This is a genomic window from Pseudomonas sp. MF6755, assembly GCF_016405635.1.
In the GTDB taxonomy this organism is placed as follows: domain Bacteria; phylum Pseudomonadota; class Gammaproteobacteria; order Pseudomonadales; family Pseudomonadaceae; genus Aquipseudomonas; species Aquipseudomonas haemolytica.
Genome location: NZ_JAEKDA010000002.1, coordinates 262,863 through 287,805, shown reverse-complemented (window position 1 = coordinate 287,805; position 24,943 = coordinate 262,863). Strand labels below are relative to the sequence as shown.

Genomic DNA, 24,943 nt, shown 5'->3' with positions numbered 1-24,943 from the left:
GAAGTCAATGAAAAACATTACCCTAGTGTCTGGCCGCTTAACACCTAAAGCTCTCTCTGTGGGCCTAGTAGCTTTCACCTTCCTTGTCTGTGTCATGTTAATTGCCGCAATTGCCTGGCAGTTGAAACAATCGGCGGACGAGAAATTAAGTAATGCGAGAATTGCTGTCCATAACATTGTTAGGGCTTCCGATCAGCAGGCCCAAGATACCTTGCGTCAGGCTGAAAGCATTTTGAGCAACCTCGCAGAGCGCATAGAAAATGACAAACTTGATGCCGAACAGAGAGTACGATTATTTAAAGTAATGGCCAGCAATGTTGAGGCAGCCGACGGCATTCAAGGGTTGTTCTTTTACGATAAGAATGGCGACTGGGTAGTAAATTCGTTCTCCTCAGAGACGGTCATAAAGAACAATAGCGATCGATCTTATTTTATCTACCACAAGAATCATCCCGGCTCTGAAATTCATATAGGTCAGGTCATTCTGAGCCGCACTACTGGCGACATGATCATTCCTGTCAGCCGCCGCACCGATTACCCAGATGGCAGTTTCAGCGGTGTGGTTTTGGCGACGTTGTCCGTCGCATATTTTCAAAGTTTCTTTGAGCGTTTAGACGTCGACAAAAAAGGAGTAATACTGCTCGCACTGAATAACGGCGATTTGCTGGCCCGCCGACCAATGATTGACGCGTTAATGACCACTAACATCGCTAAGGGAGAGCTGTTTAGTCGATACTTGAAGAGCAGCGACGAGGGAACGGCAATCTGGACGTCGGTCGTGGACGGAGTAGAGCGAATCTATGCTTACAGCCGCATAAAGGGCCTCCCGATAGTCGCAGCAGCAGGATTGTCGTTAGAGTCAGTATTTTCAACATGGTGGACCTACGTCTATCAAGCATCCATTATGGTTGTGCTTATTATTTTTGTGCTGACCAGCCTGGGGTTTCTCTTTTACCGACAAATTCAACGTTTGTTGGTGGCAGAAGAGGAACTGCGTCTTGCGCAATGTGATTTAGAGCATATTGCTAAAACAGATAGCCTGACGGGGTTGCCTAACCGTAGGTGTTTCGATGCTGCACTGGCACAAGAGTGGTCGAGAGCATGCCGCACTGGGAATAGCGTAGCACTCATATTGATCGATATAGATTGGTTCAAGCAGTATAACGACCATTATGGCCATGTTCTTGGTGACGAATGTTTAAGGCAAATCGCACAGTTAATAGGAAATCATATAAGACGCCCTGCCGACTTGGCTGCCCGGTATGGCGGGGAAGAGTTTGTAATCCTACTTCCAGAGACGGAGTTGGCAGGTGCAATAGAGGTCTCTGAGGAACTGCGATCATTAATAGAAGCTGCAAAAATTGAACACAGGGGCAATGCAGCAGGTATTGTCACCATCAGCGCAGGTGTAGCTTCTAACCACCAAGATGGCGTAATTCTAGCGACTGACTTGCTGGAAAAGGCCGACAGTCTTCTGTATCGCGCAAAAAAACTGGGGCGCAATCGAGTTGAGTATCAGTCGCGGGAAGTCCTCGAAACCTAAAGCGTAGCGGCTACGGGTCGGCTCTCCCGCAGGTCCTTTTAAATCAACAGCACAGGTTTCCTCAGATCATCGGAGTGCTACTCACTGAATAGCCGCGGATTTTCTAGACGCTACCGACCCCTTAGTTTTGGCCGTTAGCTGCCATTGTGGAAAGACAGAAATGTGTCGATACGGGCGTTGACGACGGATAGATTGAACACTGAATGCGAATAACGCCGCTTATGTAAAAAAGGCCCCCACACTTTGACCAGGTGTGGGGGCCTTTTTTTGTGGCTGTGGCAACCGCTACCCCCTAAACAGGCCTACCAGAACCCGCTATGCTGGTAAGGCCTCTACGGCGCCTATAAGTAAGGACAGGACATGCCTATCACCGTACTAGCAATGAATGATCAGCCCGGTTTACCCAACGAAAAGGTTCAAACCGCCTGGCATTTACGCTTGAATTCAGTACATGCGGCTACCGACAGGGATGTGGCTCTCCGTGCCTACCATAACGCCATCGGCTACACGCAGGCCCTGCGTGACGCTGAACTGATCACGAATGAAATAGAACTGGCCATGACAGCCACGCTGGCGCAAGTCTGGAGGACGGCTCAGGATCGTTTAGAGGTAAGTACGGCGGCTAAGAACGCATGAGCGACGTGTTCTCGCTTAATGGGATCAACTTGCCGGATTTAATCCGCACTAATATGGCCAATCACCTGGCATGCCTCGGTCGTGTTGCAGATTCGCGCGCCCTGGACTTGGCTCAGGAGCGCGCTGAAGGTTTTGTGGAGGGGGTGCAGGCGGCCCGCGCGCTGACTCCGGCGACCATCGAAGCACTATTTATAGCGGTAGACGTCGCCGCCACCATGCGCCGTGAGGAGCTGATGCCATGATCGGCGAAGCGATCCAGTCGGAGACGTTAAAAGCCCTGGTCAGCCAACACGCCGTGCGGGAGGCCGTCGTGGGCCGCGTTGCCGGCGACGACAGAAAGTGGTCACTATCCATCCGCCTGGGCGGTCCCACCGCGCGCCTGGTGCCAGTGCGCTCGCGGCGTGAACCGTTGCGCACCTGGTCGAGCCTGACGGCGGTGGGGCGTTTTGCCGAGGCCGTGGGTCTTGCGGGTTTCAGTGTAGAACTGTGACCGGCGACAGTTTTAATGCCAACTGCAGCATACCCACCACATCTGGTCCGTCCTCATTAATCCACGTCCCGTAGTGCTGACGAATCATGTTGCCGTTGGTATGCCCCATTTGTTCGGCGATCCAATCAATTGAGGCAATGCCCGTCGTCAGTAGCTGGCTGGCGTATGTGTGCCTGCACTGTCCAGGGCCGCGATAGCGTACCCCAGCCGCGAGCAAATGAGCCTTAAAAAAGCGGTCACGTACAACAAAATCGTTGGCGTGCGGCAGACCGGTTTTGGTGTTTAAGAACACAAAATGCAGCGTGTGCCGGCGCACGGTTTTATTGTCCCGCTCGACGATTTCAACGGTTTCGGCCTTTCTTTTGCGGGTAAGTGCCTCGACTTTGCGCAACGCATCCCAGGCCGGCGCCAATAAACGAACCTTGCGCATCGAGCGCCGAGTTTTGGTGACGCGATAAGCGCCGCGTACTTTCGATCGGCGAAAGGTCACCGTGCCTTGTTCCAGGTCGACGTCCTCCCACGCCAGGGCGATGGTTTCCGACACTCGAGGCCCCGCCCAAATCATGAACTGCACCATCAGCAACTCAAGCGTGCGGGAGGTCGGTGTTTCCAGGATCTGTTTGATTTCTGCCCGGGTGAACGGGTCCGGTGCTTCGGGATCGGGCAGGCGCACCATCAAGCCTTCAGTGGGGTCGTGCGCGACTTTCATCCGCGTGCGGTACAGCCGGAACACCTGACGCACGTTGCTTATGATGTCGCGGATGGTCTTGTTTTTGAGGGTTTTGGACAGCGTGCCCTGGATCCACTCTTGCAGGTCCAGGTGATCGATCGCGTTAATCTGCACTTTGCCCCAGCGCGGCCGCACATGCACTTCGGCCTTGTTGGCGTAACCCCTGTAACTCGATGCGGCCACGCTGTTGGCTTTGATTCGCAACCATATGTCCAGGTAATGCCCGAAGGTGTTTCCCACCAGCCTGGCTGAATTGGGGAAGTGGCGCGCGTAGTCAAAGGTGCCCGCTTGGATTTCGTATTCGATGATGGCGAGCAAGCGCTTGGCCTGGGCAACGTTCGCCGGTGTGTTCCCTCCAGGTAATGATTCGCGGCATTTGTCGCCGTCGTATTGAAAATAGATTCTCACGGAATTACCGCGAGCTTCGACCCCACTCATGTAAACCCCTAACGCTGTACTCGTATAGCGACAGTCTGACGATCGGAAACAAAAAGGCCCGTTTCCGGGCCAAGTATCTGGAAGCGCATCTTCTGGTGGACGCGGCTTATGGCTTGGGCTTGTGGTTGCGCAGATGGGCATTCAGCCGTTGGCGTTGCCGGCTGCATTGCTCGTGGTTGCCCTGGGCGCGCCACCGGCCGCATAGATCGCAAACGCTGGTGTAGTCGATGTTCCAGGGAAAGCGTCGTGCCTGAGTTGCATGGGATTGCTTAGGCATGGCGCGCCGTCCCCCGGGATGAGGTGTTGGCGAGCAGTTGTGCGACGACAGCCGCATCCTTTGCGCTCAGTTCGCCTAGGGTGCTGGCCATCTGACTGAGGCTTTCGAGGCGGGTGCGTGATTCAGGGGTTTTGTGTACCAGGTAGCCAATGACGGCCGCGCCGATAATCGCGGTGGCCACCAGGTGCCGCGCCGGTGTGGTAGCCTTCGCGGCGCTGCTGCTTAGGTTCTGTGCTTGCATGGTATAGCCCTCTGTTGCGGTCGGGTGTCGAGGAGCTGCAACTCCTCGGCACTGTTTTTTAAAGGTCAGTCCCTGCGTGCCAGGTGGATCACCAGGCCATCAAACTTCGGCTCATGTTCACTGCATGATTGCCATTCCAGCACCCTCAAAATCTGTTGCCGGCTGCATTCGTCCACCAGGATTTCGCGTTGGCCACCGACTGCGCGCACCTCCAAAATCTCCAGCAAGCCGTCCTCTCCATATGCCCCGGCCTGGATGATCGGCGCGCTTTCTCCCGTGAAGTCCAAACGGTCCTGAACTGACTGAAGCTTGCTGGTTTTGCCGTCGCCGGCACTGCCCATAAACACTTGGATTTGCATCGGTCTTACTCTCCTTTACGCCTTGAATGTCCAGCACTTAACTGTCGTCGGCCGGGGTTGTGAACACGGGTTGCGGTTGTTGAAAGCAGCACGCACAGCGCTATGTACCGCCTTGTTGCTGTCTAGAAACTTGCGGGAACGGGACTCTTTGAGCAGATCGCGCAATGTGGCCACGTCGGCCAACTTCTGTTTGTGTTCGGCGGCGCGCTCGCAGAATTCGTTAAGGTTGATAGCTATCACCGCGGGGTCGCTGCTGTGGTCGACCACCGGGTCTTCACTCAAGGATTCGAGGTAGTCGTAGACCTCCCAAAACTCGGCCACGGCGGAATGGTCGGAACTGATCGAGGCCTGGCGCTCGATCGCCATCCGCACGATCTGTCGCTGAGTGGCAGCGACCTGGGGATCACTGAGTTTCAGCACCAGGCGCAGGCAATCCAGCAGCGAGAGTAGCTGCGCGTGGTTCTTGCTGATGCGCTCGACACGGATGTACCCGCGCAAGTCATAGCCGCAACTGCTGCAGTTGCCCTGATCGCTGGTATAGGCGGTGCCGCAGGCAAAACATTGGGTATGCAGGCGACGCAGCTTCGCTTCGTGTTCGGGCATACGCTGGGCGAACAGCTCAAGCACCGCGGACTCTTTGCCTACAGCCCGTAATAGAAAGTGGCTGAGGGTGCCGCCGTCCAAAGCGTTTAACTGATCAGCTGCAGCGCGGCTTTCCGGTGTGACGATGGGGCGTACAAAGTGCAGTTTTACGATGCGCGTCATGATCGCTTCGTGAGCGACCACGGCCGCGTTTTGGCTGATTGCGATCGTTCCCCGGAATGGCGGCTCGTAGGTTTCGTTGCCTGCCGTCTTGACGCCTTTCGTAGCCAGCGTGCCGCCGCCGTAGAAGTCCTTCAGCTCGTCCCATTCGAAGGTTTTAGCGTGTGCCCGATCATCGCTGTGGCGATCGGCTTCCAGGAAAACAACCGGCATGCCGGACACTTGGCCCATCAGACGAGAGCGTCCGGCCTTTGTCGATTTCATCGGGTCGAAGCCCTCATAGCCTTCACGGCCGAGGAGTTTCCACAGGAGGTTCAGCAGGGTTGTTTTGCCGGCGCCGGCTTCACCGGTAGCCTCCAGAAACGGAAAGGACTGGTAGCGAGCGCGGATCTGTTCGCAGAACAATGAGCCGAAGAAGAACACCAGGGCGACAAAGCCCTGGGCACCGAAGCAGGTCCACAACAACGGCACCCATTTTTCATCAAAGCCCTTTGCTTCCCGCTGCAGTCTGATGGGGACACCTTTCTGCAGGGTTTTCAGGCGTAGCTTGCCGAACTCAAAATAGTCTTCGCTGTTGACCTTGTAGGTGGTGCCGTCCTTGATCGCGATATCGCCGTAGACGTAGCAGGCGTATTCCTTGCTGTAACCCACGTAGTCGATGGTCGAAACCGTTTTGATGCCGAACAGCTGGTCCTTCATGAGCTTGTCGAGCTGCTGGCCACTGCCGGTAAACATTGCACCTGCCGCCATGCCAAGCAGTCGCTTTTTGAATTCGCTCGCGGCCGACAGCTGGCCGCTGGTGAAGGTGTTTTTCACGCTTTCGGAGTCGTGCGGGAAGTCCACGCGCAGGTAGTACCAGGATTCGTCCGTTACCTCGTTACGCTGGAAGTACAGGGCTTGTGGGTAGCAGTTGGCAATCTCCACAACACTGCCGGACTGCTGCAGCGCTTTTTCACGTTGTTGCGCCTGGTTAAGCAGTTGGTCGTCGTGATTCTCGCTGTCCTCGATGTCGGACATGGCCCGGTTGAATTTCTCCATGTCCAACTTGAACCAATATAGGCGGCTGCCGAAGCCCAGGTGAAATTCCCCGCGTTTGTTCCAGTCGTACATCAGCAAGGCCTTTTCCGCTGCGCTCTCGGCCAGCAGCAGGGCGCCCTGGTGGCGGGCTTGCTTGAGGTCAGTAGCGATCTGTTCGGCGCGCTTGGTGTCGTCCTGGATGAAGCCCCAACGCTGATGAAGGTCGTTCCAGTCTGACTTGCGGCCGTCACGTTGCGGGATCTGCGCAGACTCACAAACAAAGCCCAGGGCACGGGCTTCGCGTACCCAACGTCGGGTGTAGGCGTTGGCGCTGGGCTCGTTATCAAGCGCCCAAACCAGCTTGGGCAACTTCCCGCCCTCGCGTGTCTTAACCAGTGCCTTGAGCGAGTCCCCAGGAAAAGCATTGGAGGACATGGCCGACACGGCTGCGATGTCGTTATGCACCAGGGCGATGGCGTCGAAGATGCCTTCAACAATCCAGATTTCCTTGGCTTCAAGAAGGTCGACGCAGGGAGGGCACCACCAGACGCCGCGATAGCTATCCTTGGATTTGAAGCGGGCTTTCATGTTGCCGAAGCGGTGTGGCTGATCGATTAGGCGTTCCCACCAACCGCCTTTTTCCAAGGCGAAGCGCACCGTTGCGCTGCCGGCGTTGTGTTCAGCGGAGTAGAACGTTTCCTGGGTGAACCAACCCTGGATTAGCTCAAACCGAAAGCCCCGGGCGAACTCCAGGTAGGCGCGTGCCGTTGCGTTGGGGTGCTGGTCTGTCGCCGGTGCTCGCTTGCTCCAATCTTCGAACAGATCGTCGTATAGCTCTTTCACATGTAGTGTGTGGCCACACTTTTCGGGGCGACCACAGATCACCATCCATGGCGTATCAAAGCGGGAATACAGCTCTTTCTTTTTGCACTTTGGGCAGGTGCCGCCGCGCATGTAGTCGGTGCCCGTGCGGTGCTTGAGCCCGAAGTCGGCCTGAAGGCGTTGCAGCACGTCGTGACGAAGGTCTTCTTTCATGGGGTTACTTCACTGCTTTGAGGCTGTGGGACAGGGCTGCCATGAGGCGTTTTTGCGCAGCCATGACCGGGATGTGAGCGAGAATTGCGCCATGGCGCAGACCAGCCGCTACAAGGCGGAATTGGTCGGCGTACCAGTGCTCGTTGAGGCTCAAGCGATACTGTTCACGCAGGTTGGCCAGCAACGCTTCGGCCTCGGCCGGGGGCAGTTGTGTGGTGACAATTACGGCGTTTGCCATCGTTAAACCTCAATTTCGGGCGCAGCTCACCCAAACCCACGTGGGCGTGGGGCCGGCGATTGGTTGGGTTTGGTGTTACGAGTTTGCGGAGCGTTGGCGCTTTGGCAGGTCCAGCAACTCGATGTGGGCAAGGTCGGTCAGTTTGGTTGCAACCGGTTCGGCCACGTCGAGGTTCTCCACCAAATGAATAACGGCCCGTTTACGTAGTGCCGACAAGTCGCCCAGGTGTTCGGCTTGGTGGCGCTTAAGGAACTCCAGTGCAGCGTTTTGCACACACTGTTGGTAGTCCAAAGCGTTGATGTGAGTGTTCATTGGCCTTTACCTGACCTAGCGCGGTAGAGATCGATGGCGGCATGAATTTCGGCAGTTCGTGCAGCTATGTGTAAGACGTGCGCGTTCAAGATCAATTCGGCCTCTTCTTCGGTGATTACTCCGTCCTCGATAGCCTGAGCGATAACCTGGTCGACCGTGCCCTGTTTGGCCGACGTCTGCACTGCCCGTGCATACATCTCAACGTTGTCTAGGTTTTCCGGTTGGATGACCGGTACGAACATGCCGCCGTACATGGCCGCTACGTAGTTGGCCAGGTGCTGGGTGCCTGTGACTTGTTCCAACTGATAGATCTGTAGGTCTGTCAGCGGACGGCAGTTATTGTTCTCGTAAGCGTGGTTATCAAACTTCTTGAGAGGTAGGCCGATGCGAGCGGCGGCGCGTTCGCGGCCACCTTCAAAGGTGCAAATAATTGCACTGACAACTTCACGCCGTGTTTTTAGAACCTGACTTTTCATTTTCTGCTGTTCCCTACCTATGCTGACCATTACTGTGCGATCACGCCGTTTTTGATACCGAGCAATACAGCGGCGCGATGTGCCTCCCCCCGGCGACCTTTGATCCGACCGTTCAATAGGTCGCTGACTAAATTTTTGTTCAGTCCGTGTTTGCGGCTGAACTCCGCGATGCTCACTCCCTTGTGATCAAGAGCGGCCCGGGCTTGCTCGGGTGTAACAGTGGCGGGCATCATGTCTACTCTGTTCGTTTGTGGTTGTTTCTGTTTGTCTGTGGCGATTCTTGGTCAAAAAATTGATCAGGTCAAGTGTGGTGAATAAAAAAATGCTCATAGCTGACGGAGTAGGTGATCGCCTAAGGGAAGAGCGCGAGCGCTTAGGTTTGAATCAAACTGATTTTGGGACGTTGTTGGGGGTTAGCCGTGGAACTCAGAAAAATTATGAGTTAGGCGCCAATTCGTTGGACCTGCGCTACGTCTCTGCGTTGGTAGAACATAAGGTTGACGCGGGTTACGTTCTTTCTGGGCATCGATCTCCACCACCTGGTCAGGGGCTCGCTCCCGCAGAGGCGGATCTGGTCGAACAATTCAGGCGGCTACCGCCTGATGATCAAAAAACTGTGCGGCGTATCGTTAAGTCCATGGCTGCAGAGGCCTCTGACCCATCCGATTAACTTGTAACAAACTGCGTATCTCCAATGAAATCGCTGGGTCAGAGCAGGGATCACAGCCCAATACCGTCGATTCAACAAATGCAAAGAACGGAGCAGTACGCATGTTGGATCGCAACAAATTGGAAAGTGGTTTTCGTGACTCGGCGGGTTGTGAATGGTTGAAACTTACGGATTTGGAAGTCCGGCTTATCGAGCTATATCGACAGATATCTGAAAAAGACCGTAAACAGATTCAGCGAATTGCCGGCTATTTTGCTGAGCCTTCTGACATCGAATGACCTTCCTGGCATAACACTCAAAGCACGCGCCGGCCTTTGCGACTGGCGCTTTATATCGTTCATGCAACGCCAAGCTGATCGATTAGCTCCCGCTGTTTCGCCTTGGGCATATCCCTCAAACGATCAAACAGCATTCTTTCGTATGACTGAGCGGAGGGGCTCAGCGTGTGTGAGAACGTCAAGTTTGCTACCCAGGTGTGCCCGCACGTTGCATCGAGGCACTGGCAATACAGCTTCGCAAAATCCCGCGATAGCTCTTCTCTGGAAGCAATCCGGCCCTTATTTCCGCATTTGCATACAACTCTCATTGTGTCCCTCCCCAGGGCAGCCAATATCCAATATGTTGCCATAAAGTTAGTGGTAGTCGCTGCTTTAGCCTTATTTCGTAGTGTTTGTGTCTGCTGATTTGGCTTTTAGCCAGCTAATACTCCTGTCTTTTCTCAGTGTGTCGTTCAACTGATTGAACAATTGACAGATCGGCCTGATTTCATTGCTGGTGTACACGCGATCGATTTTTTCGATGTCCCCGAACCCGCCGTTGTTTTCCGGGATGATTCCGGCTAGGGCAGGGTTCATACGCCACGCCGCGATTACGTCATTGCGGGTGATGTTCTTCACTTTCTCCAGTTCGTCCTTGGCCTGGAAGTCCCCCACGGGGATGATCTGGATGGCGTTTTCCTTGCCGTTGGGGATGTTGACGAACATCGAGCGGAAGTTGCCCACGCCCTTGCTGGCGCTGATCTGAGCGCGCAGGTTCTCTTCGTCTTCTTCGGTCAAGTCCGGGTCGTTGGTGTAGAAGATGTAACCCGCGTGTGCGCCGTTGCTGTAGTAGCGCCGGCGGAACAGGGTCGCGGCTTCGTTGAGCAGCAGCGCCTGCAGACCGCCCAGGTAGTCGGGCACGCCGTAGATGTTCTGTTCCACGTCATAGTCCAGGACGTGTTCGATTTCATCCTGGTGGAAGTCCATGTATTTGCTGTCTGGCAGTAGCATCCTGAAACCGCCGTCGACCTTCACCCGCATGTTGATGGCGGGCAGGTGCTGCATCTCCAGCACTTCGCCAAAGGCGTTGGTATCGCGATAGAAGTACGCTTCGCCAAACACCATGTAGTCCAGGCTCGCCCGGCCCATGGTCTGTGTGCTGCAGCCCTCGGACGGGATGAATTCACGCAACAGCAGGTTGCGCTTGAACTTCGGAATGGCGCCGTGGTGTGCGTTGGCGCGCAGCAGCTTGGCCAGGCCCGCCCGTGATACCGGCGGCTTGTAGATTTCGCCGTCGTCGCTGAGAAATACCCCCAGGTACTCGCCTATGTTGCCGGACAGTACCTGTTCGGGTTCCCCGAAAGTGAAAGCCCGCATGGGCTGTGGCTGTCGTACCTGCTGGCTGACTTGGGGCTTTTTGTGTCGTGGCTTGGGCATTGGTTCCGCTCGTGACATAGCGGCTACGGCGCCGCTTGTTGGTGTTGAGGGGTTCATTGAACAGGGCGTGCATGATCGACCAGGCGATATCGGCGTGACCGGTGGCGTCCGTGCGTGAAGCGCTGTAGGTGACCTGGCCGCTGGTGGTGGTGCCGCGCTTGATGGTCAGGAATGCCTGAGCGATATCAGTCCAGCCGGCGTCCCACTCGATGCGACTGCCCTGGATCGTGTCCTGGGCCTTGAGTACCAGAGTATTTTTGGTCTCAAGGCTGTAATGGATAGCGGTCGCACGCGGGTAGAAGTCCCGCACCAGGTCAAACACGCCGTAACCGATACCGGTCGTATCGATGCCGATGTGCTGCACGTTGAAACGCTCGGTAAGTTTCTTGACCTGGTCGGCCTGGTATTTGAATGACTGCCCACGCCAGCTGTGTTTTTCCAGGATGCGGAATTTCGCCCCGGGTTCCAGTGGCGGGGCGACCACCACGCAGGTAGCGTCGTCGCGGGTACGGCTCGGATCGTAGCCAAGCCATACCGGGCTGTTGCCAAACGGCTGATCCAGTTCCGGGTTGTAGTCCTCCCACAGCGACAGATCGGAATAGCAACGCTCCAGATCCTTGAGGCCGAATGCGCTCTGGCTGCTGTCGATGAACTTGCAGTAGAACAACTGCTGGAATTTGTCTTCGTCGTACTCCAGCTGCAGCTGTTCAAGGTCGAACAGATCGCAGCCGCCGGCGATGGCGTCGTCCAGAGTAATGGTCTTGCGCCATTGACCATCGGGGCACAGCGCGCCCTGGGTGTATGACGCCTCGGTGGGCCAAGTGCCGCCGGCTTTCTTGCCGCGTTTGCTGTTGCGGAATTCCTCACCGGACCAGAACGGGTACGCCTGGTGCGACACCGCGCTGGGCGTCGAGAAATAGGTTTTGCGCCATTTCTTGTGGGTGCCCATGGCGCTGGCCACGGTGCTGAGTTTGTCGAAGTCACGTATCCAGAAATACTCATCGACGTAGACGTGGCCATGGTAGCCCTGGGCGGTGCTGCTGTTGGTGCTTAGAAAGCGCAACTCGGCGCCGTTGCTGAGCGTGATCGGGTTGCCGGTCAGCTCGATGTCGAACCACTGTTTGGCAAACTGGATGATGTAGCTGCGGAAAATCTCCGACTGCGAGCGGCTGGCCGACAGGAACACCTGGTTGTCGCCAGTCAGCACCGCATCCATGAAGGCTTCGCCGGCGAAGTAGTAGGTCAGGCCCACCTGGCGGCTTTTCAGGATATTGCGGATTCGGCATGTCAGCGGGTTTTGCTTGGCCGCGAACAGCTCCTGCTGATAGCGGTACATCTTGCTGATGAACTTATTCAGGAAGTCGACTTCGGTTAGCCCGCTGATATCGTTCTTGGCTTTCTTCTCGCGTTTCTTCCCTCCGCTATCGCCACGGCCCGAACGTTCGCCACGCGCGCCCTGGCGGCGTTCCTGAGGTTCGCTGCCTGATTCCCCGGCCGGGGCCGGCGATGGCTTGACCGCTTGCTTTAACAAGCGCTCGCGCACCGTTGTCAGTCGGTCCAGCTCGTTGAGTTCGTCTTTGGTCAGGCTGCTGGCTTTGTCCAGGAGCAGGGTGATACGCCGGCCGACTGCGGTCAGCGGTTCTTCGTCCGACAGCATGTCCTCCCAACCGCCCTGGCGTATCCAGTAGTAGACGATGCGGATGTTGGGCAGGTTGAGCTGCGCTTGAATTTCCTTGGCCTTACAGCGGCGTAGAAACAGGCGTTTGGCAGCTTCTTTAACTTCGGTCGAGTAGTACATGGGCCGCAGTCTATGCGGCGAAAACGCTTGAAACGCGGGGTTAAATTCCGCGATCCGCCTATATCGCAGATATAGGAGAAACGCGCATTTGAACCGTTTGTTTGGGGCTTGGCGGCTCCCTATCGTGGCGGCTCATTCAACCGATTGAGCGCAGTTATCGCCCATGCCCCGTTCCCTTGTTTCATTCTGGAAACGTGTCGCCACCAGCGGCATTACCGCCGATGGTCGCGAGATCCTTCCCCAGGAACTGCGCGATATCGCTGAAACCTACAAGCCGTCGAAATACACAGCTGTGATCTGGTGTGAACACCAGCGTGCGGAAGGTTCTTTCGGCACCGTATACGCGGTCCGTCTGGTCGAGGAGGGCGATGATCTGGAGGAAGGGCAAGTCGCCCTGGAGGCCCAGCTCAAGCCCAACGATCGACTGCTGTACCTGAATGATCAGGGGCAGAAGCTGTTTACCAGTGTTGAGATTTGGCCGAATTTCGCCGGTAGCGGCAAATCCTACCTGACCGGCCTTGCGGTCACCGACACACCGTCGAGCCTTGGCACTCAAGAACTGTACTTCTCCCGCCAAACCAACAAAGCGACGTACTACGCCGCGTCCGTTGAACTGGGCTCTTTTGAAGCTGAGCCGCAAAGCGAGGTCGGCAAGCTGATCGGCTTGCTCTCCGGTTTGTTCAAGCGCTTTTCCACGGATGCCGAGCCCGCCGAACCCACCCCCCCAACTGAGAGCAAACCCCCAATGGATGAAGCTACCGCAACGGCGCTTAAAGCCCTGCTGGAGCAGCTGCTTGTCGTCGCTGCCGGCATTCAGGCTGTGATTGAGCCCGCCGCCGCAGATGCACCAGAACCCGAACAGGCACCAATCGACGACGTGAGCGCGGCCGTAGACGAGATCGTCACTACAGCAGAAGACGAGCGTGAGTTCAGCCGTAAGGGCGCGGCCACGAATAAGGCACTGTTGGCGAGCATGGCGGCTTTGGAAAAGCGCTTCACCGCGCTGCAGAACACTTCCGCAGGTCGCCAGTTGCCACGCAACCCCGGTCCAGTAGCCGCCCCACGACGTAAGGTGCTCTGACATGGCCCAGCCTTTAAGCGCCCGTGGCGCCAAGCAATATGCCGAGCTGCAGGAAGCCATCGCCGAAGCGTATGGCGTCCAAAGTTCGGCCCGCATGTTCAGCGTCGACCCGACGATTGCCCAGGAACTGAACGACGCAATCACCGCGAAAGCCGACTTCCTGGAGCGTATCAACGTCACCCCGGTCAGCGAGATCAAGGGTGAAAAGGTGTTCATTGGCGTGAACGGTCCGGTCACTGGCCGCACCAACACCAAGACCACCGACCGCGAAGCCAAGGACGCTTCGGCGCTGGACAACACCACCTATGAACTGGCTGATACACAGTCAGACGTTGGCCTGCCATATGCCAAGATCGACGCCTGGGCGAAGTTTCCCGACTTCAAAGAGCGCTATTCCGCTGCAGTGCAAAAGCGTATTGCCCAAGACCGAATCGTTATCGGCTTTCACGGCACCCGTGCCTCCCCTCAGACTGATCTGGCGGCCAATCCAAAGCTGCAGGACGTGAACAAGGGCTGGCTGCAGCAACTGCGCGAGCAAGCCCCGCAGCAGGTTCTTAAAGAGGGCGCCACCGCCGGTAAGGTGATGTTGGGCGCTGGTGGTGACTACGCCAACCTTGATGCCCTGGTGCATGACACCAAGCAGATGGTGGACGAGATCCTGCGCGAAGACGGCGACCTGGTCGCAATCATCGGCACCGACTTGCTCGCCTCCGACAAGGCAAAGCTGTACACCAAGCAAGGCGACACGCCGACCGAAAAAGAGCGCATCGAAAACGCCCAGGTTATTGCGACCTATGGAGGTCTGCCGGCTTTCAGCGTGCCGAACTTCCCGGTCAACGCCGTGCTGGTCACCAGCTGGGACAACCTGTCGATCTACTACCAGGACACCAGTTGGCGTAAGCAGACGATCGAGAACCCGAAACGCTCCCGCGTCGAGGACTACAACAGCCGCAACGAAGGCTATGTGATCGAGCAGCTGGAAAAGATCGCGCTCACTGAAAACGTTGAATTGGTGGCGGCGTGAGTTTGGCCCTGGCGCACAAGCGCCGCACCCTGGCCATGGGCAGCACTGCAGTAGCGGCGATGTCCGCTGCTGCAAGCTTGGCCTATTCGCCGGCCGATGCGCTCAGCAGTCCCGCCAATGCTCGCAAGCACCTGCTACTGCAGGAAGCGGCGTTGGACCAGGACCTGGAGCGAATCAGCGCCATTAACGGGCTGGCCGGACGTCAGGCACTCAAGCGCGAAGAACTGCTGCCCAAGTACCAGGAATACGTACAGCGCTACTGCGAGTCGGGCCTGAACTTCCCTAACCGCGTTGCGGTGCAGGTCATGGTCTGGCTGTTCGATACGACCCAGTTCGATGACGCTCTGGAACTTGCCGACTTCCTGATGGAGCAGGGCCAGCAGATGCCGGAGCGCTTCAAGCGCCGCGACATCCAGACCTTTGTGGCCGACGCAGTGTGTGAGTGGGCTTACGCCGAATACAACGCTAGCCGCAGCCCGGAGCCCTATCTGTCCGACCTTCTGCCCCGCGTTGACGGCGAATGGCAACTGACGGAGCAGATCCCAAGCAAGTACCACAAGTTGATCGGCATGCGCGCCATGGAGGCCGAGCAGTGGGAAACCGCGCTCAAGCATTTGGAACGATCCACCGAGCTATACGCCCAGGCTGGAAACAACACGCGCATCGATAAGGTCCGCAAGGCCCTGGCAAAACAAGCGGCCACTAACCCGGTCACCGAATAACCGACTACCCCCCCCAGCGGGGACCTGTGGAAGTGAGCCGCCCATTTATGGACCGTCCCACTGAAAACAGGCTCCCCGCCCTATTTGAGCGGCCAGCAATGAGCTTTTCCGGGAAACCCACCACCTTTGTGGAACTGACGATCGAGAATGACGGCTTCTGGCCTGACCTTTCTGTGACCGAGTTTCAGAAAGAACAACGCGTGCCGGCGGAGTACCTGGTGGAGCTGCTGGTCGACACACTGAAAAGCGCCATGTTCGAAGTGAATACCGACCTGGCCCGCGTGAAAGCGAAGCTGCAGACGGCAGGGGTATCGAACCTGCAAGCAGCGACCGGTGTGGCCACCCCGGCAGAATGGGCTTACGCCTATAAGGTCACGCTCTATAAACGCGCCGTCTACAGCCGTGCCAAGGGCAACTCACTGCCCCAGTTCGCCACTGTCACCCGCCGCGAAAGCGCCGAAAACACCGGCAAGGAAGCGCCGGAGCGTGCTGAAACCTTCCTGGCTTTCAGCCAGCAGGCCGTGCGTGCCCTGCAAGGCCGCGGCCGCATTACGGCGTCTTTGCAATGATCCAGCTGCAGGCGCTAACCGCCTACCTGATGGCCCGTAACCTGGTGGCGCCTGAGCTATTCGACAGCTGGACGGAGCAGGTCAGCCTTGAGCTGATCTGGAAGCCCGACCGCGACGGCTTGCACATGGCTGACATGCGCTACCGCGCTGTGTTCTCGCTGGAGAGCTTCACTGGCAATCCTTCCAGGCTGATGGCCCTGGTCGGTAGTTGGCTGGAAACCCACGACAGCAACCGCGACCGCCACGAGCTGCCGGCCCCGATGTTTACCGTTGAACCACTTGACCAGGACAGCTTCGACGTGGAGCTGTCGCTTGAATTCATTGAGCCGCAATACCTGGCCGAAGATCCTACCGGCGAGATCGAGGCGTTCGGCAAAACCTGGGCGTTCGTCCCCTTCGATTTGTGGGTAGCTGAGCAAGGCGAGGTGGGCAGCGATGGCCGCTAGTCCGCTCGCCCTCGATGTCAGGGGCATGGTCAATGTCGACGCCCAGTTGGCGTTGCTTGAGCTGCCGCCCCAGCTGCGCCGACGACTACTGAACAACGTCACTAAGCGCGTGCGGACGATAAGCCGTAAGCGAGTGCGCGAACAAAAGAACCTGGACGGCACGCCGTTCGCTGAGCGCAAGGGCTCGGCCAAGGGCAAAAAGAAGATGGAAGCCGGCCTGGCCAAGCTGCTGCAGGTCACCCGTGTCAGTTCGGATGAAGCCGAACTGGGCTGGAAAAACGCCCTGACCCGTTGGGTCGCCGCGCAGCAGCACAACGGCGTCAGCGAGCGACGCACCGCCGCGCAGATGCGGCGCTGGAACAAAGTCCCCCCGGGCATCGCTTGCACCGACAAACAGGCCAAGCGCCTGCGCCGGCTGGGCTTCCGTGTCCGCCAGAAGGGCAAAAAGGCGCTGGCCAGGCCGTCAGTGGCTTGGATTCAAGAACACGTGAACTACGCCAAGGCCGGCTTGCTGATCCGCATTTTGAACGACGAACGCACCGAGTCCACCGGCGCGCAAAGCTGGGATATCACCCTGCCAAAACGCCAGTTCCTCGGCGTGGAGAGCGGAAGCGAAACCCGCGACCTGGTTAACCAGGTGCTCCAACAAATCCTTAATTCACCCCGCTAACGAGGCACAGCATGGCACTTGGCAAAGTCAGCGTTAACAATCTCAATCTGGGCCAAGGCGCCGTGACTGAGATCGAGCGCTATTTTCTGTTCATCGGTCCCGGCCCGAAAAACACCGGCAAATTGATCGCCCTCAACACCGACAGTGACCTGGATTCGCAGCTGGGCGTGCCGGCCAGCGACTTGAAAACCCAGGTCACTGCTGCCCGCTTGAACGGCGGTGATCGCTGGGCCTGCCTGGCGGCGCCGATCAGCGCTGACGGTGACTGGAAAATCGCCCTGGAAACCGCGCAGCAACAGGGCTTTTCCGTCGAAGCCGTGGCGATCACCAAGCCGGTATCCAAGGGCGACGAACTGTCGGCCATGCATGACGCGGCTGTTTCCCTAAACAACACCTACGGCCGGCGCGTATTCGTCATGGCCGCGTCTGCCGGCATCGTCGCACCGCTGACCTGGGCGCAGTACCTGGTAGAGCAGAAGGCAATCACCGCCGACGTGGCCGCGCCGCGTGTGTTGGTGGTTCCGCAGCTCCACGGCAATGACTTGGGCGTTTTGGCCGGTCGCCTGGCCAATGCCGCCGTCAGCATCGCTGACAGTCCAATGCGCGTGGCCACCGGTGCGGTGTTGGGCTTGGGTGCGGTGCCGGTCGACGGCGAAGGCATCCCGCTACCGTCCGCGATTCGTGCCGAGTTGGATAAAGCCCGGTTCTCGGTCGCCCAGACCTATCCCGACTACCCGGGCGTGTACTGGGGTGACGGCAACATGCTGGACACGCCAGGCAGCGATTACCTCGTGATCGAATACCTGCGCCTGGCTGACAAGGCCGCTCGCCAGATCCGTCCCCTGTTGATCCGCCGCGTGGCCGATCGCCGCTTGAACAGCACCGCCAACAGCATGGCCGTGAACGTCAACGCGCTGATGGCACCACTGCGCAAGATGGCCAAGTCGACCAAGTTCGCAGGCCAGGTGTTCCCGGGCGAGATTCAAACGCCCAAAGACGGCGACATCGTACTGACCTGGACGAGCAAAACCGCCGTCGAGGTGTACATCAAGCTCAAACCCCACAACTGCCCGAAAGACCTCACGGCGAACATCGCCCTGGACCTTTCCACCGACGATTCGGAGTAACCCCCATGTCACGTATTGGCGGCAAGAACTTCGACGTGAACCTGGGCGATCTGCAGGTCCACGTTGAGAGCTGCACCCTGGATATCACCGACAACAGCAAGACCGCGCAAACCCGGGGCGTGCCTGACGGCTACGTTGACGGCGATGTGGCGGCAGCGGGCGAGATGGAATTGGACTCCACCAACTTTGCCCTGGTCGTAGAGGCGGCACGTACTGCAGGCAGCTTTCGCAAGCTTGAAGCCTTCGACGTCGTGTTCTTCGCCAAGGCCGGCGACGACGAGCTGCGCATTGAAGCGTTCGGCTGCAAGTTGAAGGTGTCGAGCCTGTTGAACATCGACCCCAAGGGCGGCGAAAAGACCAAGCACAAGGTGCCGTTTGAGGTCACCAGCCCGGACTTTATCCGTATCAACGGCGTGCCGTACCTGGATGCCACTGAGATTGAGGGCATTAGCTGATGGTCTGCCCGTTCGATCGCGCCCAAGCCCTGGAACAACGTCAGCGGGACCAGGCTATCAACGCCCAGTTGGCCCAGGCCCGGCGTGAGTCAGCGGGCCCAAGCCTTACTCACTGCCAGGACTGTGACAACGAAATTCTTGCAGCGCGCCAGGCGCTTGGCGGCAAGACCCGTTGCGTACCGTGCCAGTCTTTTTTCGAAAGAGGAATGCAGCGATGAGCGCGAATCAGGTGGCCCAGGACACCGCCATCGCATTGGCAAAGGCGTCGCCTGCGATCGGTGTAGCGGCCACTGGCGCGACAGGGACCGTCGATTGGTCGGCTGTCGCTTACATGCTGACTGCCCTTTACATGGTGCTGCAGATCCTGCTGCTGGTTCCCAAGTATCGCCAAATGCTGCGCGACTGGAAGGTGAAACCATGAGCCTGCGCGGCAAGATCGCCGCCGGCGCCATTGCGCTTTGCAGCTCCACGCTGGTGGTGTTCCTGGGCACCTGGGAGGGCAACGGCCAAAACACGGTCTACGCCGACAAGTTGGCCCGTGGCCTGCCCACCGTGTGCAAAGGCATCACCCGCCATACGAGCCCGTACCCAGTGGTTGTGGGTGACTACTGGTCGGACGCCCGGTGCAACGAGGTAGAGCAGCTGGTGATCAGCAAAGGCCAACTGCAGCTGGCCGACTGCATCACCAATCAGGACGTGGGCCAGAACACATTCGACGCCCTGAGCAGCCATGGCCACAACTTCGGCAACCCCAGCACCTGCGCCAGTCGCGCAGTGGGCTTGATCAATGCCGGCCGCATCAAAGAGGGCTGTCAGGCCCTGGCCTGGGCGCCTGATGGCAAAACCCCGGTGTGGGCCTTCGTCACCACCGCCCAGGGCAAGAAGGTGTTTATTCCGGGGCTGCACGCGCGCCGTTTGGCGGAAGCGGCTCTGTGTGAGGCGGGCCTGTGATGCGCGAAGGCACTTTCATCCTGGTGCTGTGCCTGGTGGCCTGGTTCGGCTTCGACCTGCTGGAAGGCCAGCGCGACACCGCCCGTAGCGAGCGTGACGCCGCGCTGTTCGAAGCCAGCGGCCTGCGTGAAGCGGCGCGCATCAGCGGCGAGATGCTGGCCGAGCGTGACGCGATCGATCTTCAACGAAGCCTGGAACTGACCCATGAACGTGCTGAAAACGATGCTCTGCGCCTTGACGTTGCTGCTGGCCGTAAGCGGTTGCGCGTCACCGCCACCTGCAGCACCTCGATGCCCACCAGTGCCAGTGCCAGTGCCAGCGGCGTGGCTGATGCAGTCGCCGCCGAACTCACAGCAGACGCTCGACAGGATTATTTCACCCTCAGAGATCAGCTTGCCCTCAGTCGGCAAATGATCCTGGGCCTGCAGGACCACGTGCGCCGGGTTTGCCTGCGCTGAACCTTACTTTTACCCCTAAACGGAGCAACACCCATGACCGATAGACGCGAAATCACCCTGGAGATTGGCGACCAGGAATTCACCTTTGAGCTGACCCCGCAGGACGTCACCAAATACTTCAACGCGGTGAACCAGAACAACAAGGTTTCGCCCGCCAACAACCTGCTGGTCACCACCGTCAAGCAAGAAGAACGCGCCCGCCTCAAGGGGATGCTGGGCAATCCGGTGTTGGTTATGCAACTCGCCGGCACGCTCCTCGAGGAGTACGGCCCTGATGTTGAAGTCACCGTAAAAAAGCCCTCGACCACGCCGAACGACTAACCGAAAACGGCCTTGGCCAACTGGTAGCCCTGGCCAGCCGCTGGCTACCTGGGGCCGAGCCCACCGCCGAGGTGATGGGCACGGCCAAATGGCTGGAGGACGAGCACTGGCGGCGGATGGAAATTGCCATCGCCAACGGTATCGCCCACGCACTCAACGGATAAACATCGATGACAGACCGTAGCGCCCGCCTGGCCTTCATTTTGAGCCTGACCGATAAGGTCACAGCCCCAATGGGCAAGGTGAAGACGAGTTTTTCTGACTTGGCCCAACAGGGCCAGAAGAACATCACCCAGATGGGCCTTGGCCTGGCTGGGATGGTGGGCGCCGGTGTGGCCATCACCCAGTCCCTGGAACCGGCTCTGGAGATGAACCGCGCCCTGGGCGAAGTCCGATCGCTGGGCGTGGCCGAAGATGCGTTGAATGCACTCAATCGCAAGTCCCTGGAATTCTCCGTCGCCTATGGGGAGAACGCCCGGGATTTTGTCGCCTCGGCTTATCACATTGAAGGCGCTATTAAAGGGTTGGTGGGTAATCAACTGGCGACGTTCACCAACGCCAGCGACGTGCTGGCCAAGGCCACCAAGGCCGACGCGGACACCATGGGCACCTACGTCGGCACCATGTACAACCTGTTCAAGGGCCAGGCCGACGCCATGGGCAAGGGCCAGTGGGTTGAAACGCTGGCCGGCCAAACTGCCACCGCCGTTCAACTGTTCCGCACCAGTGGCGAGCAGATCGGCGAGGCATTCAAAAGCGCCGGTGGCTTGGCCAGCACCGCCGGTGTAAGCCTGGCCGAACAAATGGCCGTGTTGGGCACGTTGGGCGGCACCATGGACGGCGGGGAGGCCGGTGGTCTCTACAAATCGTTTTTTGAGAACGTCAGCGGCGCATCGGAAAAGCTCGGCATGTCCTTTGTCGACCAGCAGGGCAAGTTGCTGCCAATGATGGACATCCTGGATAAGCTCAAGGGCAAGTTCGGGGATCTGTCGATCGAGGCCAACGGCAAGCAGCTACGCGACGCCTTTGGTGGTGAAGCGGCCCGCCTGATCACCACCCTGATGGGCGACACCGGCCGCTTGAAAAACGGCATGGAACAGCTCGGTAAAGTGCGCGGCCTGGAGAACGCCGAGCGCATGGCCAAGGCCATGGTGGACCCGTGGCAACAGTTCGGCGCCGCTGTGCAGGCCCTGCGTATCGCATTCGGCCAATCATTGATCCCAATCCTGGCGCCGCTGATGGATCGCCTGGTGGGGATCGCCAGCACGCTGACTCGCTGGACCCAGCTGTTCCCCAACATTACCCGCGTGATTGGCATCGCCACGTTGGTGGTGTTCGGCATCATCGCCGCCATGTCCTTGCTTACTTTAACCGTGGGCATGTCGAAGATGGTCTGGTTGGGCCTGGTCACGGTGTGGAAAGTGCTGACTATGGCCGGCCTGCGCAGTATCGCTATGTTCCTGTACCACACCGTTATGGTGATCGGCTTCGTGGCCGGCCTGGTGCTGATGGTCGCCTGGATGGGCCTGGTTAAGGGCGCCATGCTGCTGTGGCAAGGCGCTATCTGGTTGGTCAACACCGCGTTGCTGGCCAACCCGGTGACCTGGGTTGTGATCGGCATTGTTGCCCTGGTCGCGGCCGTGGCGGCGGCGATCATTTACTGGGACCAGTGGACCAGCGCGCTACTCAACAGCGAGGCGTTCAAATGGGTCAGCGGCCAACTGACCGCCTTGTCTGACTGGTTCGATTCGATGGGCGGCTGGTCGAGCATGGCCAGCGCCGCCTGGGACGGCATCGTCAGCATCTTTAAACAGGCCATCAATGGCTTGATCGAGATGTTGAACAAGATCCCCGGCGTAAACATTGAAGCGGCGTTCGGTGACATGCCAGCAGCGCCTGAGCTGCCAGGTATCAGCGCCCCCACCGTCGAGGCGCCGTTGCTGCCGCAACTGGTGAGCGCACCCCAGCAGCCGATCCAGGCACCTCTGGTAATGGCCAACACACCGAAAATGCCTGCGTCAGCCATGCCGACCTTGAACGGCCTGCAGCCCCGGGCCGAAGCGCCGGCCCTGGTCCTGGCCCCGGTACCGAAAACCCCGGCGCCGATCGCGCAGCCACTCGCTGCCCTGGAGCCACCACGTCAACCGCCTGCCCTAGTGCTGGCCTCGGCTCCTACAGAGAAGGCCAACCAGAGCCAACAGCGCATCAACGGCGCCGTGGCCAGCCTGTCACCGAAGCGGCCCGACGCCGTGCCCCGGGGCGGCTTGCTGGCGAGCATCCAGAACAACAACCAGACCCAAAACAAAGGCACCCACGTGGAGAACGTGAACATTCATACCGGTAAGCAAATGAATCCGCTGGAGCTGGAAGGCATGTTGGCCATGGCGGTGGGCGGATGAGCGAGTACATAGACCTCTTGATCGTCGACAACGATCTGGCGCTGGACCCTTCCCGCCAGCCGCTGCTGATCGAGGACCGGGCCAGCATCGCCCAGGACATTGCTCACATGATCCGCGAGAGCGGCTTGCTGGTAACGCTCGTGGCCGAGCGCAGCAAGTTGCGTCAGCGCGACTGCATCCAGCAACTGGAGCTGCTGGTGGAGGCCGACGCACGCCTGGTTCCGGGCACTGCGTTGATTAACCAGGTGCAACCCGGGCAGTACCTAGTTACGGCCAAAACGCTGAAATTCGGCGACATCGAGGTGACCCTGTGAGCGACGTCGATTTTAAACAGGCGCTCGCAGACGCCGGCATTCCAATCACCGAGGAAGGGCTACGCCAAGCCTGGGAAAAGGAAGTCGCCGCCCAGGGTAGCAAGATGAGCAACACCAGCGCCTATTCGCCTTTCTGGCGGGTAATCACGGCGCTGGTGACCAAGCCGGTTATGTGGCTGATCAGCTTTATCAGCGACACCGTGTTGCCCAACTTCTTTGTCAAAACCGCCCGCGCCAAGTGGCTGGACATGCTGGCTTGGGCGGTCAACGTCGAGCGCAAGGGCGCGACCAAGGCCAAGGGCGTATTGCTGTTTATCCGCGACGTCGCCGGCGGTGCGTTGGAGCTGCCCGCCGGCATTCTGGTGCAATCGGCGGCTATCAACGGCCATATTTACCAACTGGTGACCACCCAGGCCGTGACCTTCGCTGACGGGTTGGTGCAGCTTGAAGTCCCCGTGGAAGCGCAGGACGTGGGCAGCGGCTACAACCTGGCCCCCGGTTATTACGCGATCCTGCCGGTACCGATTGCTGGCATTGTCCAGGTGGTGAACGCGGAAGGTTGGCTGATTGCACCAGGTGCAGATCCTGAGCCGGATGATCAGCTGCGTTTGCGCGTGCGTAACCAGTTCTCGGCGGTCAACCAGTGGCACACCGACGCGGTCTACCGGGCGATGATTTCAGCCTTCCCCGGCGTGCGGCCAGATGGCGTGTACTTCCTGCACGGCGCACCCCGGGGCCCAGGCAGTGCCAATGCCTACGTGCTGTTTGAAGCGGACGTGCCGGCGGCGACCTACCTGGAGCAAATCAACGCGCATATCCGCGACCAGGGCAACCATGGCCACGGCGACGATCTGCTGGTGATGGTCATGCCCGAAACCCAGCACGCGCTGCACCTGACCCTGTGGCCACGCGCACTGTTGGGCGCCGAACAGCGCGCCAAGCTGCAGGCCGACGTCGATCAGTTCATTCGCGCCGCCTTCCGTGAGAGCGGCACCGGTGACTATCAGCCGACGCTGACCTATCCGCAGTCACGGTTCTCATTCAGCCGCCTGGGCGAAGAGCTTCACCAGCAGTTCGCCGGCATTGAGTCATTGCACTTTGATAACGCTGACATCGTGTCGGAGCTGAGCATCCCCCGGATTCAATCGCTGCAGGTGGTGTTCGCATGATCAAGCTGAATTTGCCGTTCTGGCTGGATGGCCCACAACTGACCAAGCTCAAAGCCGCCAGCCAATCCTGGTGGGAAAAGGTCGAGGGTTGGTTGCAGTGGCCCTTGTTGCAGATGGATGCAGACACCTGCCACCTGACCGTCCTCGATCTGCTGGCCTGGCAGCGCGATATCAGCCGCTTCAAGGATGAACCCGAAAGCTTGTACCGTTTGCGCGTCAAGTTCGCCTTTATCAATGCCGTCGACGCCGGCAGCACCGCCGGGCTTAAACGCATTCTGCAGCGTCTGGGCGTGGGCTACGTCGAGATTGACGAACGTATGCCCGACCGGGACTGGGACGTGGTTCTGCTGCGTCTGTCCGACTCGCAGCTCTCGCAAAACCCTGAGCTGATGCGGGTTCTGATCCAGCAGTACGGCCGCACGTGCCGGCGTTATGACTTCGTGACCATCACCCCCGTATCACTGCGCATTGTCGCGGTGGACTTCAACGACGACCAGCAAACGCTGGTTGCCAGCCTGTAG

36 protein-coding genes are annotated in these 24,943 nt (G+C 58.6%); 24 read left to right on the top strand and 12 right to left on the bottom strand.

The genetic code is table 11. The features are described 5' to 3' along the window. Positions 1–7 precede the first annotated feature (7 nt). From JFT66_RS03745 to JFT66_RS03730, 4 genes are all read left to right on the top strand, one after another. On the top strand, positions 8–1,543 hold the full coding sequence (locus JFT66_RS03745) for a sensor domain-containing diguanylate cyclase (RefSeq protein ID WP_198858786.1): 1,536 nt from the start codon (positions 8–10) through the stop codon (positions 1,541–1,543). 360 nt (positions 1,544–1,903) lie between these two features. Then, complete coding sequence (locus tag JFT66_RS03740; RefSeq protein ID WP_198858785.1) at positions 1,904–2,179, top strand: hypothetical protein; 276 nt, start codon at positions 1,904–1,906, stop codon at positions 2,177–2,179. Continuing rightward, complete coding sequence (locus JFT66_RS03735) at positions 2,176–2,421, top strand: hypothetical protein (protein WP_198858784.1); 246 nt, start codon at positions 2,176–2,178, stop codon at positions 2,419–2,421. The genes JFT66_RS03740 and JFT66_RS03735 overlap by 4 nt, the downstream gene beginning before the upstream one ends. Continuing rightward, a complete protein-coding gene (locus JFT66_RS03730; RefSeq protein WP_153838216.1) occupies positions 2,418–2,669 on the top strand; it encodes a hypothetical protein in 252 nt (83 codons plus the stop codon). The genes JFT66_RS03735 and JFT66_RS03730 overlap by 4 nt, the downstream gene beginning before the upstream one ends. Here JFT66_RS03730 and JFT66_RS03725 read toward each other — a convergent pair. The 9 genes from JFT66_RS03725 to JFT66_RS03685 all read right to left on the bottom strand — a co-directional run bounded on the left by JFT66_RS03725 (position 2,653) and on the right by JFT66_RS03685 (position 8,784). Further along, positions 2,653–3,837, bottom strand: a complete 1,185-nt coding sequence (locus JFT66_RS03725; RefSeq protein WP_198858783.1) for an Arm DNA-binding domain-containing protein — start codon at positions 3,835–3,837, stop codon at positions 2,653–2,655. The genes JFT66_RS03730 and JFT66_RS03725 overlap by 17 nt on opposite strands. Positions 3,838–3,943: 106 nt before the next feature. Then, positions 3,944–4,114 carry a hypothetical protein gene (locus tag JFT66_RS03720; RefSeq protein ID WP_198858782.1) on the bottom strand — a complete coding sequence of 57 codons (171 nt, stop codon included), beginning with the start codon at positions 4,112–4,114 and terminating at the stop codon, positions 3,944–3,946. Next, positions 4,107–4,355 carry a hypothetical protein gene (locus JFT66_RS03715; protein WP_153838214.1) on the bottom strand — a complete coding sequence of 83 codons (249 nt, stop codon included), beginning with the start codon at positions 4,353–4,355 and terminating at the stop codon, positions 4,107–4,109. The genes JFT66_RS03720 and JFT66_RS03715 overlap by 8 nt, the downstream gene beginning before the upstream one ends. A 65-nt stretch (positions 4,356–4,420) precedes the next feature. Next, positions 4,421–4,714 (bottom strand): hypothetical protein, encoded by a 294-nt coding sequence (locus JFT66_RS03710; protein WP_198858781.1) that lies wholly within the window; start codon positions 4,712–4,714, stop codon positions 4,421–4,423. 15 nt (positions 4,715–4,729) lie between these two features. Continuing rightward, positions 4,730–7,528, bottom strand: a complete 2,799-nt coding sequence (locus JFT66_RS03705) for a toprim domain-containing protein (protein ID WP_198858780.1) — start codon at positions 7,526–7,528, stop codon at positions 4,730–4,732. A gap of 4 nt (positions 7,529–7,532) precedes the next feature. Further along, on the bottom strand, positions 7,533–7,766 hold the full coding sequence (locus JFT66_RS03700) for a hypothetical protein (RefSeq protein WP_122456916.1): 234 nt from the start codon (positions 7,764–7,766) through the stop codon (positions 7,533–7,535). 75 nt (positions 7,767–7,841) lie between these two features. Continuing rightward, positions 7,842–8,078 (bottom strand): hypothetical protein, encoded by a 237-nt coding sequence (locus JFT66_RS03695; protein ID WP_153838211.1) that lies wholly within the window; start codon positions 8,076–8,078, stop codon positions 7,842–7,844. Continuing rightward, positions 8,075–8,554: a YmfL family putative regulatory protein gene (locus tag JFT66_RS03690; RefSeq protein WP_332875111.1), complete on the bottom strand. Its 480-nt coding sequence runs from the start codon at positions 8,552–8,554 to the stop codon at positions 8,075–8,077. Before JFT66_RS03690 ends, JFT66_RS03695 begins: the two co-directional genes overlap by 4 nt. 29 nt (positions 8,555–8,583) lie before the next feature. Then, a complete protein-coding gene (locus tag JFT66_RS03685; RefSeq protein WP_198858812.1) occupies positions 8,584–8,784 on the bottom strand; it encodes a DNA-binding protein in 201 nt (66 codons plus the stop codon). Between the two features lie 92 nt (positions 8,785–8,876). On the opposite strand from JFT66_RS03685, the gene JFT66_RS03680 reads away from it, so the two are divergent. Together JFT66_RS03680 and JFT66_RS03675 are read left to right on the top strand one after the other, a co-directional pair. Beyond that, the gene (locus JFT66_RS03680; RefSeq protein WP_153838259.1) at positions 8,877–9,224 is read left to right on the top strand and encodes a helix-turn-helix domain-containing protein; all 348 of its coding nucleotides are present in this window, start codon (positions 8,877–8,879) and stop codon (positions 9,222–9,224) included. A 101-nt stretch (positions 9,225–9,325) separates the two neighbouring features. Beyond that, positions 9,326–9,502 (top strand): hypothetical protein, encoded by a 177-nt coding sequence (locus JFT66_RS03675; protein WP_198858778.1) that lies wholly within the window; start codon positions 9,326–9,328, stop codon positions 9,500–9,502. 59 nt (positions 9,503–9,561) lie between these two features. On the opposite strand, the gene JFT66_RS03670 is transcribed toward JFT66_RS03675, so the two are convergent. From JFT66_RS03670 to JFT66_RS03660, 3 genes are all read right to left on the bottom strand, one after another. Next, positions 9,562–9,810, bottom strand: a complete 249-nt coding sequence (locus JFT66_RS03670; protein ID WP_198858777.1) for an ogr/Delta-like zinc finger family protein — start codon at positions 9,808–9,810, stop codon at positions 9,562–9,564. 70 nt (positions 9,811–9,880) lie between these two features. Continuing rightward, positions 9,881–10,726: a phage portal protein gene (locus JFT66_RS03665; protein WP_233097006.1), complete on the bottom strand. Its 846-nt coding sequence runs from the start codon at positions 10,724–10,726 to the stop codon at positions 9,881–9,883. Then, complete coding sequence (locus JFT66_RS03660) at positions 10,665–12,716, bottom strand: terminase large subunit domain-containing protein (RefSeq protein WP_198858776.1); 2,052 nt, start codon at positions 12,714–12,716, stop codon at positions 10,665–10,667. Before JFT66_RS03660 ends, JFT66_RS03665 begins: the two co-directional genes overlap by 62 nt. A 163-nt stretch (positions 12,717–12,879) precedes the next feature. Between JFT66_RS03660 and JFT66_RS03655 the strand changes: the two genes are divergently transcribed. From JFT66_RS03655 to JFT66_RS03575, 18 genes are all read left to right on the top strand, one after another. After that, positions 12,880–13,797, top strand: coding sequence for a GPO family capsid scaffolding protein (locus tag JFT66_RS03655; protein WP_198858775.1), 918 nt, complete (start codon positions 12,880–12,882; stop codon positions 13,795–13,797). Position 13,798: 1 nt separating this feature from the next. Then, entirely contained in the window at positions 13,799–14,821 is a 1,023-nt protein-coding gene (locus JFT66_RS03650; RefSeq protein WP_198858774.1) for a phage major capsid protein, P2 family, read from the top strand. Beyond that, on the top strand, positions 14,818–15,543 hold the full coding sequence (gpM, locus tag JFT66_RS03645; protein WP_198858773.1) for a phage terminase small subunit: 726 nt from the start codon (positions 14,818–14,820) through the stop codon (positions 15,541–15,543). Before JFT66_RS03650 ends, gpM begins: the two co-directional genes overlap by 4 nt. A gap of 98 nt (positions 15,544–15,641) precedes the next feature. Continuing rightward, on the top strand, positions 15,642–16,112 hold the full coding sequence (locus tag JFT66_RS03640; protein ID WP_198858772.1) for a head completion/stabilization protein: 471 nt from the start codon (positions 15,642–15,644) through the stop codon (positions 16,110–16,112). Then, complete coding sequence (locus JFT66_RS03635) at positions 16,109–16,558, top strand: phage tail protein (protein WP_043047329.1); 450 nt, start codon at positions 16,109–16,111, stop codon at positions 16,556–16,558. The genes JFT66_RS03640 and JFT66_RS03635 overlap by 4 nt, the downstream gene beginning before the upstream one ends. Next, entirely contained in the window at positions 16,548–17,228 is a 681-nt protein-coding gene (locus JFT66_RS03630; protein WP_198858771.1) for a virion morphogenesis protein, read from the top strand. Before JFT66_RS03635 ends, JFT66_RS03630 begins: the two co-directional genes overlap by 11 nt. Positions 17,229–17,239: 11 nt before the next feature. After that, positions 17,240–18,355, top strand: coding sequence for a DUF2586 domain-containing protein (locus JFT66_RS03625; RefSeq protein ID WP_198858770.1), 1,116 nt, complete (start codon positions 17,240–17,242; stop codon positions 18,353–18,355). A 5-nt stretch (positions 18,356–18,360) separates the two neighbouring features. Further along, positions 18,361–18,810 (top strand): phage protein, encoded by a 450-nt coding sequence (locus JFT66_RS03620; protein WP_133633468.1) that lies wholly within the window; start codon positions 18,361–18,363, stop codon positions 18,808–18,810. Continuing rightward, on the top strand, positions 18,810–19,028 hold the full coding sequence (locus tag JFT66_RS03615; protein WP_198858769.1) for a TraR/DksA C4-type zinc finger protein: 219 nt from the start codon (positions 18,810–18,812) through the stop codon (positions 19,026–19,028). Before JFT66_RS03620 ends, JFT66_RS03615 begins: the two co-directional genes overlap by 1 nt. Continuing rightward, positions 19,025–19,231 carry a hypothetical protein gene (locus JFT66_RS03610; RefSeq protein ID WP_198858768.1) on the top strand — a complete coding sequence of 69 codons (207 nt, stop codon included), beginning with the start codon at positions 19,025–19,027 and terminating at the stop codon, positions 19,229–19,231. Before JFT66_RS03615 ends, JFT66_RS03610 begins: the two co-directional genes overlap by 4 nt. Further along, positions 19,228–19,761, top strand: a complete 534-nt coding sequence (locus tag JFT66_RS03605) for a lysozyme (protein WP_198858767.1) — start codon at positions 19,228–19,230, stop codon at positions 19,759–19,761. Before JFT66_RS03610 ends, JFT66_RS03605 begins: the two co-directional genes overlap by 4 nt. After that, positions 19,761–20,219 (top strand): lysis system i-spanin subunit Rz, encoded by a 459-nt coding sequence (locus tag JFT66_RS03600; protein ID WP_198858766.1) that lies wholly within the window; start codon positions 19,761–19,763, stop codon positions 20,217–20,219. Before JFT66_RS03605 ends, JFT66_RS03600 begins: the two co-directional genes overlap by 1 nt. 33 nt (positions 20,220–20,252) lie before the next feature. Then, positions 20,253–20,540, top strand: coding sequence for a putative phage tail assembly chaperone (locus JFT66_RS03595; RefSeq protein WP_038451166.1), 288 nt, complete (start codon positions 20,253–20,255; stop codon positions 20,538–20,540). Positions 20,541–20,560: 20 nt separating this feature from the next. Continuing rightward, positions 20,561–20,704, top strand: a complete 144-nt coding sequence (locus tag JFT66_RS30140) for a DUF6890 family protein (RefSeq protein WP_032872601.1) — start codon at positions 20,561–20,563, stop codon at positions 20,702–20,704. 6 nt (positions 20,705–20,710) lie between these two features. Continuing rightward, positions 20,711–22,939, top strand: a complete 2,229-nt coding sequence (locus tag JFT66_RS03590; protein ID WP_198858765.1) for a phage tail tape measure protein — start codon at positions 20,711–20,713, stop codon at positions 22,937–22,939. Beyond that, positions 22,936–23,253, top strand: coding sequence for a DUF2590 family protein (locus JFT66_RS03585; RefSeq protein WP_198858764.1), 318 nt, complete (start codon positions 22,936–22,938; stop codon positions 23,251–23,253). Before JFT66_RS03590 ends, JFT66_RS03585 begins: the two co-directional genes overlap by 4 nt. After that, on the top strand, positions 23,250–24,422 hold the full coding sequence (locus JFT66_RS03580) for a baseplate J/gp47 family protein (RefSeq protein WP_198858763.1): 1,173 nt from the start codon (positions 23,250–23,252) through the stop codon (positions 24,420–24,422). Before JFT66_RS03585 ends, JFT66_RS03580 begins: the two co-directional genes overlap by 4 nt. Then, positions 24,419–24,943 (top strand): phage tail protein, encoded by a 525-nt coding sequence (locus tag JFT66_RS03575; protein WP_120247865.1) that lies wholly within the window; start codon positions 24,419–24,421, stop codon positions 24,941–24,943. The genes JFT66_RS03580 and JFT66_RS03575 overlap by 4 nt, the downstream gene beginning before the upstream one ends.

What these genes read in the sequence shown, in the direction of transcription:
- JFT66_RS03745 (WP_198858786.1), top strand. Translation starts at nt 8, where the DNA reads ATGAAAAACATTACCCTAGTGTCTGGCCGCTTAACACCTAAAGCTCTC.
- JFT66_RS03740 (WP_198858785.1), top strand. Translation starts at nt 1,904, where the DNA reads ATGCCTATCACCGTACTAGCAATGAATGATCAGCCCGGTTTACCCAAC.
- JFT66_RS03735 (WP_198858784.1), top strand. Translation starts at nt 2,176, where the DNA reads ATGAGCGACGTGTTCTCGCTTAATGGGATCAACTTGCCGGATTTAATC.
- JFT66_RS03730 (WP_153838216.1), top strand. Translation starts at nt 2,418, where the DNA reads ATGATCGGCGAAGCGATCCAGTCGGAGACGTTAAAAGCCCTGGTCAGC.
- JFT66_RS03725 (WP_198858783.1), bottom strand. Translation starts at nt 3,837, where the DNA reads ATGAGTGGGGTCGAAGCTCGCGGTAATTCCGTGAGAATCTATTTTCAA.
- JFT66_RS03720 (WP_198858782.1), bottom strand. Translation starts at nt 4,114, where the DNA reads ATGCCTAAGCAATCCCATGCAACTCAGGCACGACGCTTTCCCTGGAAC.
- JFT66_RS03715 (WP_153838214.1), bottom strand. Translation starts at nt 4,355, where the DNA reads ATGCAAGCACAGAACCTAAGCAGCAGCGCCGCGAAGGCTACCACACCG.
- JFT66_RS03710 (WP_198858781.1), bottom strand. Translation starts at nt 4,714, where the DNA reads ATGCAAATCCAAGTGTTTATGGGCAGTGCCGGCGACGGCAAAACCAGC.
- JFT66_RS03705 (WP_198858780.1), bottom strand. Translation starts at nt 7,528, where the DNA reads ATGAAAGAAGACCTTCGTCACGACGTGCTGCAACGCCTTCAGGCCGAC.
- JFT66_RS03700 (WP_122456916.1), bottom strand. Translation starts at nt 7,766, where the DNA reads ATGGCAAACGCCGTAATTGTCACCACACAACTGCCCCCGGCCGAGGCC.
- JFT66_RS03695 (WP_153838211.1), bottom strand. Translation starts at nt 8,078, where the DNA reads ATGAACACTCACATCAACGCTTTGGACTACCAACAGTGTGTGCAAAAC.
- JFT66_RS03690 (WP_332875111.1), bottom strand. Translation starts at nt 8,554, where the DNA reads ATGAAAAGTCAGGTTCTAAAAACACGGCGTGAAGTTGTCAGTGCAATT.
- JFT66_RS03685 (WP_198858812.1), bottom strand. Translation starts at nt 8,784, where the DNA reads ATGCCCGCCACTGTTACACCCGAGCAAGCCCGGGCCGCTCTTGATCAC.
- JFT66_RS03680 (WP_153838259.1), top strand. Translation starts at nt 8,877, where the DNA reads ATGCTCATAGCTGACGGAGTAGGTGATCGCCTAAGGGAAGAGCGCGAG.
- JFT66_RS03675 (WP_198858778.1), top strand. Translation starts at nt 9,326, where the DNA reads ATGTTGGATCGCAACAAATTGGAAAGTGGTTTTCGTGACTCGGCGGGT.
- JFT66_RS03670 (WP_198858777.1), bottom strand. Translation starts at nt 9,810, where the DNA reads ATGAGAGTTGTATGCAAATGCGGAAATAAGGGCCGGATTGCTTCCAGA.
- JFT66_RS03660 (WP_198858776.1), bottom strand. Translation starts at nt 12,716, where the DNA reads ATGTACTACTCGACCGAAGTTAAAGAAGCTGCCAAACGCCTGTTTCTA.
- JFT66_RS03655 (WP_198858775.1), top strand. Translation starts at nt 12,880, where the DNA reads ATGCCCCGTTCCCTTGTTTCATTCTGGAAACGTGTCGCCACCAGCGGC.
- JFT66_RS03650 (WP_198858774.1), top strand. Translation starts at nt 13,799, where the DNA reads ATGGCCCAGCCTTTAAGCGCCCGTGGCGCCAAGCAATATGCCGAGCTG.
- JFT66_RS03640 (WP_198858772.1), top strand. Translation starts at nt 15,642, where the DNA reads ATGAGCTTTTCCGGGAAACCCACCACCTTTGTGGAACTGACGATCGAG.
- JFT66_RS03635 (WP_043047329.1), top strand. Translation starts at nt 16,109, where the DNA reads ATGATCCAGCTGCAGGCGCTAACCGCCTACCTGATGGCCCGTAACCTG.
- JFT66_RS03630 (WP_198858771.1), top strand. Translation starts at nt 16,548, where the DNA reads ATGGCCGCTAGTCCGCTCGCCCTCGATGTCAGGGGCATGGTCAATGTC.
- JFT66_RS03625 (WP_198858770.1), top strand. Translation starts at nt 17,240, where the DNA reads ATGGCACTTGGCAAAGTCAGCGTTAACAATCTCAATCTGGGCCAAGGC.
- JFT66_RS03620 (WP_133633468.1), top strand. Translation starts at nt 18,361, where the DNA reads ATGTCACGTATTGGCGGCAAGAACTTCGACGTGAACCTGGGCGATCTG.
- JFT66_RS03615 (WP_198858769.1), top strand. Translation starts at nt 18,810, where the DNA reads ATGGTCTGCCCGTTCGATCGCGCCCAAGCCCTGGAACAACGTCAGCGG.
- JFT66_RS03610 (WP_198858768.1), top strand. Translation starts at nt 19,025, where the DNA reads ATGAGCGCGAATCAGGTGGCCCAGGACACCGCCATCGCATTGGCAAAG.
- JFT66_RS03605 (WP_198858767.1), top strand. Translation starts at nt 19,228, where the DNA reads ATGAGCCTGCGCGGCAAGATCGCCGCCGGCGCCATTGCGCTTTGCAGC.
- JFT66_RS03600 (WP_198858766.1), top strand. Translation starts at nt 19,761, where the DNA reads ATGCGCGAAGGCACTTTCATCCTGGTGCTGTGCCTGGTGGCCTGGTTC.
- JFT66_RS03595 (WP_038451166.1), top strand. Translation starts at nt 20,253, where the DNA reads ATGACCGATAGACGCGAAATCACCCTGGAGATTGGCGACCAGGAATTC.
- JFT66_RS03590 (WP_198858765.1), top strand. Translation starts at nt 20,711, where the DNA reads ATGACAGACCGTAGCGCCCGCCTGGCCTTCATTTTGAGCCTGACCGAT.
- JFT66_RS03585 (WP_198858764.1), top strand. Translation starts at nt 22,936, where the DNA reads ATGAGCGAGTACATAGACCTCTTGATCGTCGACAACGATCTGGCGCTG.
- JFT66_RS03575 (WP_120247865.1), top strand. Translation starts at nt 24,419, where the DNA reads ATGATCAAGCTGAATTTGCCGTTCTGGCTGGATGGCCCACAACTGACC.